The 17,196-nt window shown below is 45.4% G+C and carries 13 protein-coding genes; 7 read left to right on the plus strand and 6 right to left on the minus strand.

Translation table 11 applies throughout. The features are described from left to right. Nucleotides 1-270 precede the first annotated feature (270 nt). The 3 genes from QWZ04_RS14380 to hrpB are packed head-to-tail and all read right to left on the minus strand — an operon-like array spanning nt 271 to nt 7,620. Entirely contained in the window at nt 271-2,643 is a 2,373-nt protein-coding gene (locus QWZ04_RS14380) for a patatin-like phospholipase family protein (RefSeq protein ID WP_290328965.1), read from the minus strand. A 40-nt stretch (nt 2,644-2,683) separates the two neighbouring features. Continuing rightward, a complete protein-coding gene (gene mrcB, locus QWZ04_RS14385; RefSeq protein WP_290329179.1) occupies nt 2,684-5,101 on the minus strand; it encodes a penicillin-binding protein 1B in 2,418 nt (805 codons plus the stop codon). A gap of 47 nt (nt 5,102-5,148) precedes the next feature. Then, nucleotides 5,149-7,620, minus strand: coding sequence for an ATP-dependent helicase HrpB (hrpB, locus tag QWZ04_RS14390; RefSeq protein WP_290328966.1), 2,472 nt, complete (start codon nt 7,618-7,620; stop codon nt 5,149-5,151). Nucleotides 7,621-7,683: 63 nt separating this feature from the next. Between hrpB and sfsA the strand changes: the two genes are divergently transcribed. The 7 genes from sfsA to panC all read left to right on the plus strand — a co-directional run bounded on the left by sfsA (nt 7,684) and on the right by panC (nt 13,568). Then, nucleotides 7,684-8,397 (plus strand): DNA/RNA nuclease SfsA, encoded by a 714-nt coding sequence (gene sfsA / locus QWZ04_RS14395; protein ID WP_290328967.1) that lies wholly within the window; start codon nt 7,684-7,686, stop codon nt 8,395-8,397. Between the two features lie 130 nt (nt 8,398-8,527). Then, nucleotides 8,528-8,977: an RNA polymerase-binding protein DksA gene (dksA, locus tag QWZ04_RS14400; protein WP_102521158.1), complete on the plus strand. Its 450-nt coding sequence runs from the start codon at nt 8,528-8,530 to the stop codon at nt 8,975-8,977. A gap of 60 nt (nt 8,978-9,037) precedes the next feature. Continuing rightward, nucleotides 9,038-9,937, plus strand: coding sequence for a tRNA glutamyl-Q(34) synthetase GluQRS (gene gluQRS / locus QWZ04_RS14405; RefSeq protein WP_290328968.1), 900 nt, complete (start codon nt 9,038-9,040; stop codon nt 9,935-9,937). A 126-nt stretch (nt 9,938-10,063) separates the two neighbouring features. After that, nucleotides 10,064-11,368 carry a polynucleotide adenylyltransferase PcnB gene (gene pcnB, locus QWZ04_RS14410; protein WP_290329180.1) on the plus strand — a complete coding sequence of 435 codons (1,305 nt, stop codon included), beginning with the start codon at nt 10,064-10,066 and terminating at the stop codon, nt 11,366-11,368. Then, a complete protein-coding gene (gene folK / locus QWZ04_RS14415) occupies nt 11,365-11,871 on the plus strand; it encodes a 2-amino-4-hydroxy-6-hydroxymethyldihydropteridine diphosphokinase (RefSeq protein ID WP_290328969.1) in 507 nt (168 codons plus the stop codon). Before pcnB ends, folK begins: the two co-directional genes overlap by 4 nt. A 2-nt stretch (nt 11,872-11,873) precedes the next feature. Beyond that, a complete protein-coding gene (gene panB / locus QWZ04_RS14420) occupies nt 11,874-12,668 on the plus strand; it encodes a 3-methyl-2-oxobutanoate hydroxymethyltransferase (RefSeq protein ID WP_290328970.1) in 795 nt (264 codons plus the stop codon). Between the two features lie 9 nt (nt 12,669-12,677). After that, nucleotides 12,678-13,568: a pantoate--beta-alanine ligase gene (panC, locus tag QWZ04_RS14425; RefSeq protein WP_290328971.1), complete on the plus strand. Its 891-nt coding sequence runs from the start codon at nt 12,678-12,680 to the stop codon at nt 13,566-13,568. A 125-nt stretch (nt 13,569-13,693) separates the two neighbouring features. Here the strand turns inward: panC and QWZ04_RS14430 are convergent, their stop codons facing one another. The 3 genes from QWZ04_RS14430 to QWZ04_RS14440 all read right to left on the minus strand — a co-directional run bounded on the left by QWZ04_RS14430 (nt 13,694) and on the right by QWZ04_RS14440 (nt 17,162). Beyond that, nucleotides 13,694-14,464: an ABC transporter permease gene (locus QWZ04_RS14430; RefSeq protein WP_290328972.1), complete on the minus strand. Its 771-nt coding sequence runs from the start codon at nt 14,462-14,464 to the stop codon at nt 13,694-13,696. Between the two features lie 2 nt (nt 14,465-14,466). Next, a complete protein-coding gene (locus QWZ04_RS14435; protein WP_290329181.1) occupies nt 14,467-15,384 on the minus strand; it encodes an ABC transporter ATP-binding protein in 918 nt (305 codons plus the stop codon). A 125-nt stretch (nt 15,385-15,509) separates the two neighbouring features. Next, nucleotides 15,510-17,162, minus strand: a complete 1,653-nt coding sequence (locus QWZ04_RS14440; RefSeq protein ID WP_290328973.1) for a SulP family inorganic anion transporter — start codon at nt 17,160-17,162, stop codon at nt 15,510-15,512. Nucleotides 17,163-17,196: the final 34 nt, after the last annotated feature.

Here is a 17,196-nt window from a genome sequence, read left to right on the forward strand (position 1 = left end):
GATTTGAATCGAGTTGAACCAACATCATCGACAGCGGCAGAGGGCCAAACTGTGGGGTGGAGGATAGCAAATTTAACTTAAAATTAAAATCTCTCCATTTTGACCAACATAGCAATTTACGACTAAAGTTGAATAAAATTTCATCATTGGTACCACTCTTACCAATTTAATCAGCGAGATAGCACCAACCGAAATTCATTTTATTGGCCATTATTCTTTAATGATTTATAAACTTACCGCTATGAACAACCACTTGGGTTGCCATTACGACTAAAATGAACTTCCAACAATCAAATAGACGGAATCATAACCATGCTCGGCGTGGCCCCAAGCTAAAACAATCGGGCCGACAGGTGATGCTACCCCGGCAAAGACAGAGCCGGCAAGGTACAAAGGCGCGTCTTCTAGGTGAACATCTTTACCCGACCAAACACCACCATATTCAATGGAAGCTCCCAGATAGAGTGGCGATTTAAACAACCCAAAATCGTTATCAAACCAGCGATAACGGTAAACCATACTACTAAAGAGTTTGTTTTGACCGATTAAGCTATTACGTGGGATACCCGATAGATTCAAAAATCCGCCCAAGTTTCTCGGTTCTATGGGTAACGATGAGGACTTGCTATGGACAATCTCGTATTCGATTTGACCCACTAAAGAGTGGCGCTCATAGCTACCAGCAGAGACAAGTTTAGACACTACCTCGTGCACAATGTCCTCACTATTAACCACCACCTCTCCTTCATCAATCGTGTCTTTGCTATTAAAGTACTCCAGATTGATATAACTCCCCTGAGTTGGGAAGTTGAGATCGTCTAACGAATCGTAACGATACCTTGCGAATGCACCTAATCGTTTAAAATCGCCAGAGCCTGCAGCTGGTACGGATGTGATCTCAAGACTGCCGTCAATGTAACGCGCGCCAACACGAAACTCTTGCTCAATAGATAAGTTCACACCCACGCTGCTTTCTAGCTTGGCCTGACGGTAAGACATAGGTACGTAGTTCTGGCTGTCATCAATGGAACCTGACCAACCATTTTCAGTACTGGACGCACCCCAAGGGAAGTTACGTACCGAATTACTGTAAGATGCAATAGTTGAAGAGAATAGCTCGCGATCGATCAACAAAGGAGTATAAAACTCGCCCTCAATTAACTTATCAGAACCCATCTCTAAGTTAAGTAAAAACTCACCACCTCGGCTATTTAACGCCGTAAAATTGGTGCTCACACCAAACCCATATTGGCTTCTGGTTTGAAAATCGTCTTCTAAAAAGAAGCGGAAATCAATGAAGTTCGGGCCCCACTCCTTTTCATTTACATCAATGATCAGCGTTGTTTGATCTTGTTGTTGCTCATAACGATACGAAATGGTTTCAAAGCGGTCCAACGCATACAAAGCGTCAATACGGTTCTCGATCTCTTCCATGCTCAAGCGCTCTCCGGTTTCGAGCGCCAGATAACTCTTGATCAAAGAATCCTCGTAGCGAGATCGATTGTTAATCTGAATATCATCGACGACTAGCTCATCGCCGTATTCTAATTTAACCCGAGCTTGTTGTTTACGATCGATATAACGCTGGAACTGGGAACTGGTAACAACAAACTCTTCCAGTTGTTTTTTTGACTGCATAACGGAGAGGTAACCCACTTCGTAAGCTTCAATCATACGATCAAATTCAGTGGTTTCCATGTCACCCACAAGAGGGGTCAATAGCACATCGTTATCCGTTAACAGATCGGCTTGTTTTTCCGTACTGCGACGCACCATATAATTAGAGAGTTGATCTCCCACAGTTAAAAACGACTTGAGCTCTTCTTCTTTTTTATAATCAGTACTGATGTCTACGGCGATAATGAGGTCTGCGCCCATGTCTCGCGCTAACTCGACAGGCATATTATTGGTGACGCCACCATCAACCAATAATCGGTCTCCGACTTTGTAGGGAGGCAATGCGCCAGGAACCGACATACTGGCCATCATGGCATCAATCAAATAGCCTTTTTCCAGCACCACTGGCTCGAGTTTAACGATATCAGTGGCAACCGCTCGATAACGAACCGCGAGCTCATCAAAGCTGCTCATAGGAGGTAAATTACCCGCAGATTCGCGCAGCAACCCCAACATATTCTGGCCTTGTACCACCCCTTTAGGCGCAGTAAATTCAAGCCCACGAATGCCAAGATCGGTATTAATTTGGTAGCGATCGTTCAAGTCTTTATCTCGAACGTTCTTATCACTTCTTTCTACTCGGTCTCGGTAGCCACTGCTCCAATCAACCGTATCGATCAAGCTTTCAATTTCGTCCGCCGACATACCTGTAGCATACAACCCACCAACAAAAGCCCCCATACTCGTACCCGTGACAATGTCGACAGGGATATGGAGCTCTTCTAAAGCTTTTAACACACCAATATGTGCTGCCCCTTTAGCGCCACCACCGGCCAAAACTAATGCAATAGTCGGCCTGTCTTGTGAAGTACGCTTTGGTGAGAGGCTGTTTTTTAACGTTGTGCTGGCGTTGTTCACCGCTTGCTTTTCAGTCTGGGTCGACTCAGAAAAAGCACTCAATGAAAATAGAGCTCCCATCATGACAACGCCAACTTTTGCTATCCATTTCACGACATGAGACTCCATTTATTATCACTATTATAAAGACAAAATAAGATGAAACGGCTTACCATTCCAGCAATTTATTTAGCCATTGCAAGGGTTTATTATCACAAGCTTGTTTAATGTTCCCTTCGATGTCCCACACAGGCAAGCGTAAATCGTTTCCGCAATCTACTTTAAGGCCACCCGATGGCTGAGCTTTAAAGCCCAATGTGGTGACTTGCTGTGGCCATGGCAATATCAATTTCTCTGGCGCTCGGTTGGTTAAATATTGGTGATAAACACGCAAAGCACCGCTCGCTCCAGTCAGTTGAGTGGGTTTGTTATCATCTCGCCCCACCCAAACCGTCACCACTTCACGACCATCGACACCGACAAACCAGCTATCACGAGTATCATTACTGGTTCCTGTTTTACCCGCCAACGCAGCCCAGGAGAATTTCTGCTGTAAATATCGCCCAGTTCCTTGAGCAACTGCAGTTTTCATCGCATACGTCGTGAGCCAAGCCGCTTGTTGTGAAACCGTTTGAGATACGCGAGGAATAGAGCGGTAGATCACCTCTCCATCGCTGTCTTTAACACTACGCAATGCGCTCAGAGGCGCTTTCTTACCAGAGTTAGTGAGCGTTTGATACATTTGAGCCACTTGATAGGGCGTTAACGAGAACGCACCCAAAAACATAGATGGTACAGGGCGGATCTCTTGCCTATCAACGCCTAGCTGTTCAAAGGTATCCATGACTGGTTTTATGCCAAGCTCTAAGCCTAACCTGACGGTTGGCACATTAAGTGAACGAGCAAACGCTAAATACAAAGGTACATCACCTCTGAATTTCCTATCGTAGTTTTTCGGCGCCCAAACACTGCCCTTACTGCCTTTCATGGTGAGCGGCTTATCTTCTAGCGTACTGGCCAAGGTGTACTTTTTAGGCTGACTGAGCGCTGTTAGGTACACCGCAGGCTTTGCCAATGAACCGATTGGTCGACTTGCATTCAGCGCTCGGTTAAAGCCATCGTATCCGGTTCTTTTTCCGCCAACCATCGCTCTAATCTCACCACTGCGGCGATCAACAGCAATGGCAGCGGCCTCTAGTCCTTTGCTGGTTTTCAACTCTAACTGAGGGATTTTGCGTTTGACCGCTTTTTCCAATTCAAACTGAGACACCGGGTCAAGTGACGTATACACTTTTAAGCCCGCTTGAGTGCGGAATGCATCACCCACTTTTTGCTGTAATTCACGATTCAACTGCTGGAAATAGGCAGGCTGCCTGCTCGCAATTTGAGGCGTATCTTGAATATCCAGCGGGCGCGTGACCGCCAATTCATACTCATTTGAAGTCAAAATATCTTGCTGCATCATTAAACGCAAAACCAGGTCACGTCGCACTTTCGCACGTTCAGGATGACGAACTGGATTGTAATACGATGGTCCTTTGACCATCCCCACTAATAAGGCAATTTGATCGATACGCAACTCTTGAATCGGCTGGCCAAAATACAAGCGAGACGCCAAGCCAAACCCGTGAATCGCTTCTCCTCGACTTTGCCCTAAATACACCTCATTTAGGTAAGCTTCTAAAATTCGGTCTTTGCTGTAGCGGTGATCCAAAATCAGTGCGATATAGGCCTCTCGAACCTTTCGCCACAAAGTACGCTCACGAGACAAGAATAGATTTTTTGCCAACTGCTGCGTTAAGGTGCTGCCGCCTTGTACGGTGCGTCCCGCTTTCACATTGGCAGCCAATGCGCGCAAAATAGCAACAGGCGACACCCCTTCATGTTGATAAAAATCACGGTCTTCAGTAACCAGTAAGGCATCTACCAGTACTTCAGGGAATTGTTCACGCTTGATGAATAAACGCTGCTCATCATTGTTCTTTTCAAGCATACCGAGCATTTTAGGGTCAATTCGCAAATACCCCATATCGCGCTCAGTTTCTAATGATTCAATACGCTCAATGCCGAGTTTACTAAAATGCAGCATGACGTGACGATAGGCTTCCGGCCCATCTTCAAATTCAAACTCTCGGCGAATCATTTCTACTTTGGTTGACGACGATGAGTACTCTCCAGGGTGTCTGGGCGAACGCACTTTTCGATAATTAAGCACATCCAATTCATCGGTTAGTTGGTTTAAAGTAACCGGGCTCCCAGGTTCAAGCGTCAATACCCGCCCATAAACAACGGTAGGCAACTCAAACAACTGACCTTCAAAGCGCTGCTTTACGTAACTGTCTAGATAGATCCCGACAAAGATCAATACGGCCAGTAAGGCTAGGCTGCTTTTCCACGCTAGCCCCCAAATTGTCTTCAACCAAGAACGATTGGCCTTTTTCTTTGGAGCTCGCTTACGGGGCTTTTTTGCAGCCGTTTTGGTGGGACTCTTCTTTGCCACTGGTTTTTTAGTTGTTGTTTTTTTTGCCGCAGGCTTTTTTGGCACCAACTTTTTCACTACCGATTTTTGGAGTACCAAATCATTCATAGAGGGCATTACATGGCTCGATTGTTGGCGACTGTTTTGATTAATGTTCATGAATTCAACTGTCGTTTAGTTTTAGTTGTTGCTAGGTGATTAGCAGGATCATCTGGCCATACGTGCTTAGGGTAACGGCCTTTCATCTCTTTTTTTACTTCGTTGTACGCACCTTGCCAAAAACCGGCTAAATCTTGAGTAATTTGCAACGGCCTCTGCGCAGGCGAAAGTAATTCTAGTACCACTTTTTTTCGACCCAATGCGATAAGTGGTGAGTCTTGCTCACCAAACACTTCTTGCATTCTCACCGATAAAACAGGCTCATGCTCAGCTTGGTAGCGAATTCTTTTTCGGCTTCCTGTTGGCATGGTGTAATGGGTAGGCAGCCATTTATCAATGTCTTGATTGAGCGGCCAGCCCAAGTAAGCGTTCAACGCTTGCACCAGATCAATTTTTTTCAGCCCCGCCGCGTTTTTGATGCCCGTCATATAAGGTGTTAGCCAGCAATCCGTTTGCTCCAGTAGGCCTTGTTTAGAGACATCAGGCCAATCTTGTTCAGGTAACCACCTGACCGCACATCGCAGCCGTTCCAATAATGCAGTACTGGCCTCATTCCAGGGCAATACCGATAAACCTTTTCGTTTTACGTATTGAGTCAGGGCCTGGGTCGTTTGTGTGCTGTCTGGCTTGGCAAGCTCTATTCGGCTCAAAATTAAACCACCAAGCATTGTGCGTTGCTCGGAAATTAAACGGCCCTTTTTATCATCCCAGTCAACGTAGTCGATACTACTTTGCAGTTCTTCTGGTAAGTCTGACAGCGTTAACTCGCACGCCAGAAATATTTGACTCGCATCATGATGATGGCGCATCAGATCAATCACCACGAGATAATCACTGGCGGCCAGTCTTTGACTGTCATCAATTTGAGCCCCGTGGCCATTTGCCAGTAAATATTGGCCACTTTGATTACCTTGGCTGCCAACATCACGCGACTGAGCAATACGGTCAGGGTAAGCCCAACTCAAACAAGGCCCAAGTAATGATTCATCCAGCTTGTTAAGCGCAACCGACACCGAGCACTTTTGAGCTAAGGTTCGTATTCGCTGCTCGATGCGTTTTTGGTGATGATGTCGCCCATCAATCAAACGTTGCATACTGGCTTTTAAATCGATTTGTGAACGCTCCGGCTCCTCAATTAATGCAATCGCCACGAGCGAACAATTGAGCATGTCGACGTTTGTTTTTTTTGCTTTCAACAGCATTGCCGAATGTCTCGGTTCGATACCCAGATGTTGAGCTTGATTACCTAAAGAAGTTAATGCCCTTTTAGAAGTGGTTAAGCCAATGCTATTCAGTAACGCAAACGCGCTCGACATCGCATTCGCGGGTGGTGTGTCAAGCCAATTCAACTCTGATACGTCATTGGCCCCCCACTGCAATAGCTCTAACGCAAGCGGCGCCAAATCACTGTGTAGAATTTCAGGTTCAGGTACCGCTGGCTGCTGGTTTAAATGCTCTTCACTGTAAAGGCGTACGCAGATGCCTGCTTCTAAACGCCCTGCTCGCCCCGAACGCTGCTCCGCTGACGATTGCGCAATGCTGACTTGTTCTAATTTAGTCACGCCAGTTTTCAAATTAAACTTGGCCACGCGTTCAAGACCAGAATCCACCACTAAGGTAATGCCCTCAATGGTTAAACTGGTTTCGGCAATATTAGTTGCCAATACAACTTTTCTGCGGCCACGGCTAGCTGGTTGAATTGCCTGCTGTTGTTGCACGGGACTAAGCTGTCCGTACAAAGGGCAAACATCAACATCTGGCCACTGCCCTAATAAATCTTGTTCTACCTGTTTAATGCTCGCGACACCGGGCAAGAATGCCAGTAGAGAGCCTTGTTCCGATGACATCAAACTAGAGATTTGCTTGGCCATGCTTGGCACCAAGCGATCATTTATTTTCATCGGTGCATAACGCGTTTCAACAGGAAAAGCTCGACCGCGAGACTCCACATACGCCGCTTCAGGTAGCAAGCCTGACAATGCTTGCTCATCTAACGTCGCCGACATGACCAACAAAGTCAGATCATCTCTGAGTGCCGTTTGTATTTCCAAGCTGAACGCAAGCGCAGTATCAGCATGAATGCTACGCTCATGAAACTCATCAAAAATGAGTAATGAAACGCCTGTCAACTCTGGGTCTTGCTGGATCATACGCGTCATGATCCCTTCCGTCACAATTTCTAACTGGGTATTGGCGCTGACTTTGGATTCACCTCGAACTCGAAAGCCAACACGATCCCCTACTTGCTCTCCAAGCTGCTTAGCAAGATAATTGGCAATATTTCTTGCGGCCAATCGCCTGGGTTCCAACATGATGATCTTGCCATCAACCAGGCCTTGCTTAATAAGCATTAATGGCAAGAAAGTTGACTTGCCCGCACCAGGGGCGGCTTTCAAGATAATTTGTTGATATGAATCCAGCTTCGAAAACAGTTCTGGCAACACAGCTTCAATCGGCAATTGTGACAACGACTAACCCTTGTGATTAAATGAGTAACATCAGCCCACATTGTACATAAAAACAGTAATAATATGCACTTTGAACCGACTTTAAAATCTGCCACGCTCATAAAGCGCTACAAACGATTCTTAGCCGATGTTGAACTTGAAGACGGCAGCATCAGAACGATTCACTGCGCGAACACAGGGGCAATGACAGGCTGTGCTGAGCCAGGTAACACCATTTGGTACTCAACATCAGACAATTTGAAGCGCAAGTATCCCAACAGTTGGGAGTTAACCCAAACCAACCAAGGTGATTTTATATGCGTCAACACCGCAAAAGCCAACGCGCTGGTTGCGGAAGCCATTGAGCAACATGGTATCAAAGAGCTCGTTGGCTATGATTCACTCAGAGCTGAAGTGAAATATGGCAGCGAAAATAGCCGAATTGATTTTTTACTCGAGTCTGAAAACAAACCAAAGTGCTATGTAGAAGTAAAAAGCGTCACTTTATTGAAAAATGACGCACATGGTTACTTTCCGGACAGCGTGACGACTCGCGGACAAAAACATCTGCGTGAGCTCACGGAAATGGCCAGAAATGGTCAAAGAGCGGTACTTTTTTTTGCAGTATTGCACTCAGGGATTGAAAAAGTCTCCAGTGCACACTATATAGATGCCAACTATTCACGATTATTAACTGAAGCAAGAGAAAATGGTGTTGAGGTATTGTGCTACAAAGCACATATATCCAATAGTGAAATGTATCTGAAGCATGATGTTAAATTCATCGATGCGCTATGAAAAATGATGCATTCTTCACAATGGCGACCTCATTGAGAGATGAGAATTTGCCACCGGCTTTTCTTTCTGCTATAGATACCCGCCTTATTTAACTGCCAAGCAGTTTGAAGGTGTAAGTAGGAGATGCTGTATGCCAGAGAGCAACAAAAGAAAAACGCTAGGCATCCTAGCCATTGCAGGTGTTGAACCGTACCAAGAAAAAGCTGGTGAAGAGTACATGTCACCAGAGCAAACGGCTCACTTTACTAAAATCTTAGAAGCTTGGCGTAACCAGCTTAGGGAAGAAGTTGATCGCACAGTTCATCACATGCAAGATGAAGCAGCGAATTTCCCTGATCCAGTTGACCGTGCTTCTCAAGAAGAAGAATTCAGCCTAGAGCTGCGCAACCGTGACCGCGAACGTCGTTTGATCAAAAAGATCGAAAAAACATTAAACAAGATTGAAGAAGATGACTTCGGTTTCTGTGATTCTTGTGGTGTTGAAATCGGTATTCGTCGATTAGAGGCTCGCCCAACAGCTGATCTATGTATCGACTGTAAAACACTTGCTGAAATGAAAGAAAAACAAATGCAAGGCTAACCCGCCCTGCGTTAATTAATAAAGTAAAGGGAGCGAAAGCTCCCTTTTTTTTGGTAATTTATGATAAGCACTTCTTATGTTGGGCGTTTCGCCCCATCGCCATCCGGCCCTCTTCATTTTGGTTCTCTCATAGCGGCGTTAGGCAGCTATTTTGATGCCCGAGCACATGATGGCCATTGGTTAGTCCGCATGGAAGATCTCGACCCACCAAGAGAAATGGCCGGTGCCGCAGATCTGATCTTGCGCACTCTTGAAGCTTATCAGTTACATTGGGACGGCCAAGTTGTTTATCAAAGCACTCGCCACCAGCGCTATCAAGAACAAATCGAGCTCTGGATAGCAACCGGCCAAGCGTATTTTTGCCAATGCACTCGCAAGCAAATAAAAGCCTCGGGTGGGTTTTATGATGGTATGTGCCGTGGCAAAAAACTGAATAACAGTGAACCACACTCCGTTCGGCTTCGTATGGATCACCCAGTGACTCAATTTTTTGATGAAAAGCATGGTGAGACCACGATTCCTCACGCTCTCGCAGAAGAAGACTTCATCATAAAACGACGCGATGGTTTGTATGCATACAATTTGGCAGTGGTCATTGATGATATTGACCAGGGTATCACTCAAATAGTTCGCGGTGCCGACTTGATCGAGCCGACCGGCCGCCAGGTTAGTTTGTACAAAACGCTTAAATTACCACCAGTAAAGTACTTACATTTACCGCTTGCAATGGATGCTAACGGGAATAAACTATCGAAGCAAAATCACGCTCAAGGGATAAATATCACATCTCCTAAAGCCGAATTAATCTCAGCGATGCAGTTTTTACGCTTTGATTTACCTATAGATTTTGCTGATTTAACCGTAGAACAAATGGTTTCATGGGGCGTAGCTCATTGGCACTTAACTCAATTGCCCGATGAGATCAATATCACGTCACCATTCTCAAAACCGACGAGCTAGGCTATTATAAGCCGCTATTTTTGAGCACAAACGTAATCGAGGTGGGCTATTTTAGGTCAAGTTACTCGCTTTTGTCGTCAGTTATTAACGAAGAAAAGCCAACAAGATGGTCGCTCAAACGGAGAAATTACTCTGAAAATTTTTACCCGAGAAGAACATGATATTTCTCGCAGACAAATTAGCGACAACGCACTAAAAGTGCTCTATAGACTGCATAATGCTGGGTTCGATGCGTTCCTAGTAGGTGGTGGTGTACGCGATCTATTACTTGGTGAACAGCCAAAAGATTTCGATATTGCCACCAATGCCACACCGGAAGAAGTAAAACAACTTTTCCGTAATTGCCGTCTGATTGGTCGTCGTTTCCGTTTGGCTCATATCATGTTTGGTCGTGATATTATTGAAGTTGCGACGTTCCGTGGCCACCATCAAGAGCCGGCAAAACACGTTTCTGCTCAGTCTAAAGAAGGCATGTTGTTGCGAGACAACGTCTACGGCAGCGTCGATGAAGACGCCGAACGCCGTGATTTCACCATCAATGCCATGTATTACAACATCGCGGATTACAGTATCCACGATTACGCCGGTGGTGTTAAAGACCTCAACGATCGCGTTATTCGCTTGATCGGAGATCCAGAAACCCGCTATCGCGAAGATCCTGTACGAATGCTACGAGCTGCGAGATTCGCCGCCAAGCTTGATATGGAAATTTGTGAAAAAACAGCTGCACCGATTGTAGAGCTATCACCTCTTTTACGTGATATCCCTTCTGCTCGATTATTTGAAGAGTCGTTAAAACTACTTCAATCAGGCCATGGGCTTAATACTTATTACTTGATGCGTGAATTGAACTTGTTTCAACAGCTTTTCCCGCAACTTGAACAAGATTTCACCCAAGCACAAGACTCTCATGCAGAACGCATGATTGAGCTTGCACTGGCCTCGACAGATAAACGCATTAAAGAAGGCAAGCGTATTAATCCTGCTTTCATGTTTGCTGCATTCTTGTGGTATCCGCTTAACCGTGTCGCGCAACAATTAATGGAAGAGCGTAACTTCAACCATTACGACGCCATTATGGAAGCGAGTAATATCGTTCTCGATACACAAGTGAAGTCTATCGCTATCCCTCGCCGCCATACTGCAACCGTTCGAGAAATTTGGCAGCTGCAGCTCCGTCTACCTCGCCGTAGCGGAAAACGAGCATCTCGATTACTAGAGCTTAACAAGTTTAGAGCTGGTTTTGATTTCTTAGAAATGCGTGGTGAGATTGAGCAAGGTGATACCCTAGAGCTTGCTAATTGGTGGGCAACTTACCAAGAAGCGGGCCGTAATATGCGTCAAGCTATGGTGACCGATCTGGGTGAACCCAACACAGGGCACCGTCGTAAACGCAATTACCGTAACAAAAAGAGAAAACCACAGTCATGATCAAAGCATACATTGCTATTGGTAGTAATCTTGCCGATCCTGTAGAACAAGCTAAACATGCGATTGAAGCACTCAAAACGGTGCCTAAATCTGTCTTTGTTAAGGCTTCTTCACTCTACAGCAGCACGCCAATGGGCCCGCAAGATCAGCCGGATTACATCAATGCTGTTGCTGAAATCACGACAGAATTAACACCGATGGAACTGCTTGATTGCACGCAAGCGATCGAACTGGAACATGGGCGTGTCCGTAAAGACGAGCGCTGGGGCCCAAGAACCCTAGATCTTGATATTTTACTTTACGGCGATGAGGTGATCGATACCGAAAGATTAAACATTCCTCATTACGGGATGAAGGTACGAGAATTTGTTCTTTACCCTCTTTCGGAAATCGAGCCAAATTTACAACTCCCTGACGGGGCTAAGCTAGCGAACCTGCTTGAACAAGTCGATCGCAATGGGCTTAGTATTTGGCATCATGAGCCAAATCCTAGTAAGGAATAAAAATGAAAAACGTATCAATAAACACGCTAATGGCTTGGAAACAAGAAGGTCGTAAGTTCGCAACATCCACCGCATACGATGCAAGTTTTGCGCAGTTATTTGAAGAAGCAGAAATGCCAGCCCTTCTTGTTGGTGATTCTCTTGGTATGGTACTGCAAGGTGAGAGCTCTACCTTGCCAGTGTCTATCGATGATGTTGCTTATCACACTCGCTGTGTTCGTGCTGGCAGCCCTAATTGCCTATTATTGGCAGACATGCCTTTCATGACCTACGCAACACCTGAACAAGCGTGTGAAAACGCGGGTAAATTGATGCAAGCCGGTGCCAATATGGTCAAGCTTGAAGGTGGTCAATGGCTTTGCGATACCGTTCGTATGCTAACTGAACGTGCTGTGCCTGTATGTGCCCACTTAGGTTTAACACCTCAATCAGTGAACATCTTCGGCGGCTTTAAAGTGCAAGGCCGTGACGAAGAACGAGCTGACCAAATGGTTCAAGATGCGATTGCGCTACAAAATTCAGGTGCTCAACTATTGGTACTGGAATGCGTTCCTGCTTCTTTGGCAAAACGCATTACTGAAGCGCTCGCGATACCCGTCATTGGCATTGGCGCAGGTAATGATACTGACGGCCAGATCTTGGTGATGCATGATATGTTTGGCATTGCAGCCAATTACATGCCTAAGTTCTCTAAGAACTTCTTAGCAGAAACTGGGGACATTCGTACCGCGATCACGAAATACAAGGAAGATGTTCAGAGCCAAACTTTCCCAGGCCCTGAGCACACTTTTAACTAAGGAACCCCGATGCAAACATTTACTGATATTGCTTCTCTTCGAGAGCAGATCAAACAGTGCAAACGCGACGGTCGCCGTATTGCCTTTGTGCCAACCATGGGCAATCTGCATGAAGGCCACTTAACCTTAGTGCGTAAAGCCCGTGAACAAGCCGATTTTGTCGTGGTGAGTATTTTTGTTAATCCGATGCAGTTTGAACGTGCGGATGACCTTAATAACTACCCGAGAACACTTGAGGACGACCTCAGCAAACTCAATGGCGAGGCGGTGGATTTTGTGTTCACTCCAACACCGGAAATTATGTACCCAGAGGGCTTAGATAAACAATGCTACGTTGAAGTTCCTGGCTTATCTCACATGCTCGAAGGCGCTTCTCGTCCGGGTCATTTTCGTGGTGTAGCGACAATTGTCACTAAGCTATTTAACATCGTTCAACCTGATGTAGCCTGCTTTGGCGATAAAGATTTCCAGCAACTTGCTGTGATCCGTCAAATGGTGATCGACTTAGCGATGGATATCGAAATTGTTGGCGTGCCAACAGTTCGTGAAATGGATGGTTTAGCCATGAGCTCTCGTAATGGTCTTTTGACCATGGATGAGCGCCAACGAGCACCTGTCGTGGCTCGTACAATGCGTTGGATTAGCAGCCAAATTCGCGGGGGTCGTGATGATTACAACTCCATCATCGAAGATGCTACAGACCAACTTCGAGCTGCAGATCTGCAACCGGATGAGATTTTCATTCGTGACGCAAAAAGCTTACTGCCAATTTCCGCTGAGTCTGCGCAAGCTGTGATTCTAGTGTCAGTATTCTTAGGCCAAGTTCGCTTGATTGATAATCAGGTATTTGATCTGGTCATCGAGAACAAAGAAAGCACGGAAGAAGAAAAGAGCGAATAGCTCTTTCTCACGACCAACGAATAGCAAAAGGGCTACAGATATTCTCTGTAGCCCTTTTTAATGCGTGTCGCATATAGCCATGCGCATGCCTTACGCCTTACGCCTTACGCCTTACGCCTTACAGACTAGCTTCTCAAGCCAATGCCTTTCTCTACTAAGTAGTGAGCAATGGCGTATAGAATAAGAATAAACGCGCCTAGTACACCAAACGAGGTTACGATACCAACATCGGAAACGCCCAGGAAACCATAGCGAAATGCATTGACCATGTAGACAATTGGGTTGATCTTCGAGATGCCTTGCCAAAACTCCGGTAACAAACTAATCGAATAAAACACACCACCAAGGTAAGTCAAAGGAGTCAAAATAAACGTCGGAATGATAGAAATATCATCGAAAGTTTTAGCAAACACCGCATTGATTAATCCACCAAGCGAGAACACCACCGACGTTAGAAAAACCGTAGCAATAATGATTCCCCAGTGCTCAACCTGCAGGTCAACAAAAAACAATGACACTGTGGTAACAATGGCTCCAACAGCAAGGCCACGAGCGACACCACCCATCACAAAGCCCCAAATGATGATGTAATTCGGCACTGGCGCCACTAGAAGTTCTTCTATATTGCGCTGAAATTTCGAACTAAAGAAAGAGGACGCAACGTTAGAATATGAGTTAGTGATAACCGACATCATGATAAGACCTGGCACGATGTATTCCATGTAACTAAAGCCACTCATTTCGCCAATTCTTGATCCAATAAGATTGCCAAAAATGATGAAATACAAGGTCATTGTAATGGCCGGTGGGACCAAAGTCTGAACCCAAATGCGGGTGAATCGATTGATTTCTTTTTGTATCAAACTACAAAAGGCAACCCAGTAAACTTGATACATATCTATCCCTCTTTCTGATCTTTAACAATGCTTACGAACAGCTCTTCAAGACGGTTGGCTTTATTTCTCATCGATAGCACTTTAATGCCTTTACCCGACAGTTGTTCAAACACTTCATTGAGGCCTTGGTTTTTGTTAATTTCGACTTCCAAAGAACCGTTTTTAAACCCGACGATATTTGCATTAATCAGCTCAGGGGCTTGCGTGACATTCTCTAAATCAAAAATAAACGTTTCAACATGCAGTTTGTTCAACAATGCTTTCATCGATGTATTTTCGATCAACTCACCCTTACTAATAATGCCGATGTTACGACACAGCATTTCAGCTTCTTCTAGGTAGTGAGTGGTCAAAATAATGGTAATGCCTTGCTGATTGATGGTTTGTAGGAACTCCCACATCGAGCGGCGAAGTTCAATATCCACCCCAGCGGTTGGTTCATCCAAAATAAGAATTTTAGGTTCATGCATCAGAGCACGAGCGATCATCAAACGTCGCTTCATACCTCCAGATAAGTTACGGGCAGGTTCTTTACGTTTTTCCCACAAATCGAGTTGCGTTAAGTACTTTTCAGCCCGTTGCTTCGCAAGTTCACGGTTAACGCCGTAATAACCAGCTTGCTGTATGACAATTTGCTCAACGGTTTCAAATTGATTGAAGTTGAATTCTTGGGGGACCAAACCTAAATTTTGCTTCGCCAACTCCAAGTCTGAGTCAATATCGAAGCCGAATACCTTAACGTTACCGGACGTCTTATTAACTAACGATGAGATAATACCAATCGTGGTCGACTTACCTGCGCCATTAGGACCTAAAAGCGCGTAAAAATCGCCTTTTTCTACCTGTAAGCTCACGCCTTTTAAGGCTTCAAAGCCACCATGATACGTTTTTCGCAGCTGCTCAATTTCTAGTGCGTACATAATATAACCGTTATTTTTATTATTTAACGCTTGAACAATGTAGGCGACGAGCTTGTTTTTCAAGCTATTCGGCTATTTTATTTATTCCTAATACACCTATTCATGAAAAGAACAGGTGCAGAAAGTTAAGTCTCTGTTCTATTTACCCAATGCACAGACGCCGTCAAGGCTTCATAACGACTATTAAACCACTGCTGCTCAGGAACTAGCGCCGACACGTTGAGCTTTTCGAGTTGAGCCGTTGTTTGCTCATTTGGACACAACAAAAGGACTTGGCAGTCAGCTTCTAGTGCATCTTTAATTGCGTTTTCTAATGCTAAGCCCACGGTAACGTCTATCATCGGCACGTCGCTCAAATCAAGAATCATCACTTGATAATCGCCAATACTGGAATGCTGACGAGATATCGCTTTTGATACACTGAAAATCATTGGGCCTGACAAATAAAAGAATAATACCTGTCCGTTAGCTCGCTCTAGCAAAGCACGCTCGGTATCAGTAAGCGGCACGTCATCTTCATCAGCATCACTGATGGCTTTAACCTGTCTTGCTTGCTCACGACTCAAACGCTCAATAACCAGAATGTTGGAAATAAAGACACCCAAGCCAACTGCAACAATCAGATCTACAAATACGGTCAAAAACATGACGCCGTACATGATAAACGTACCCTGCCAGCTGACTTTGTGCGCCCGCGAAATAAAACTCCAATCAAGAATGTTAAAGCCAACATAAACAGCAATACCGGCTAACACAGCCATAGGAATTGGTGCCGTTAAATCACTGGCGACCAAAACAACCAGCGCTAAAACCAACGCTCGGATCACGCCAGATAATGGTGAACGAGCCCCTACTTGTATGTTCGTCACCGTGCCCATGGTTGCACCCGCACCAGGAAGCGCGCCAAACAGTCCACACAGCATGTTTGCAATACCTTGCCCTCTTAACTCTTTATCTGAGTCATGCTCTTTACGCGTCAATGAGTCCGCAATAACTGCGGTTAACAAAGTATCAATGCACCCCAAAGTGCCTAATACAAGAGCATCTATAAGCATTGTGGTTACCAAGTCGGCACTAAACGTAGGCCAGACTAAGCTTGGTAACCCTGCAGGGATCTCTCCGATTCGGCGAATGCTGTCAGTATCAAAGAGAAGAATCGACAATAGTGTTACGGCCACTAGCGCAACTAACTGTGCTGGAACGTATTTTCGGTAGCGTTGAGGAAGAAAAAACAAGATCGCGAGTGTCGTAGCACCCAGCAAAAGCTCCGAAAAACTGATGGCAGAAAATAATTCGGGAAGATGATTAATCGTCCCGATCACACCACCAGACGGGGAAGCTTGACCGAGCAGTGGCGCTAGTTGAAGGATAATCAGGATAACGCCAATACCCGACATAAAGCCAGAAATCACACTATAGGGCATTAAGGTAATGTATTTGCCTAGCTTGAGCGTCCCCAGTATAAATTGAAAAGCACCAGCCATCATGACGACGGTAAATGTCATCGCTAAGCCTGACTCGGGGTATTTAGCGGTCATGGTAGTCAGTACGGCCGTTAAAATAACCGTCATCGGGCCGGTAGGCTCTGAGATAAGACTGGTAGACCCACCAAACAATGCGGCAAACAGGCCAACCATTATAGCGCCCCACAAGCCAGCCTCGGCTCCCGCACCAGACGCAACACCAAATGCTAACGCCAATGGTAATGAAATGATCGCAGTCGTTACACCACCAAACAGATCGCCCTTGAGAGTTAAGTCCTTATAACGCCCTTTCATTTCCAGCTCCACAATACTATGACTAATCCCGCAT

The organism is Vibrio tapetis subsp. quintayensis (genome assembly GCF_030409945.1).
Classification (GTDB): Bacteria; Pseudomonadota; Gammaproteobacteria; order Enterobacterales; family Vibrionaceae; genus Vibrio; species Vibrio quintayensis.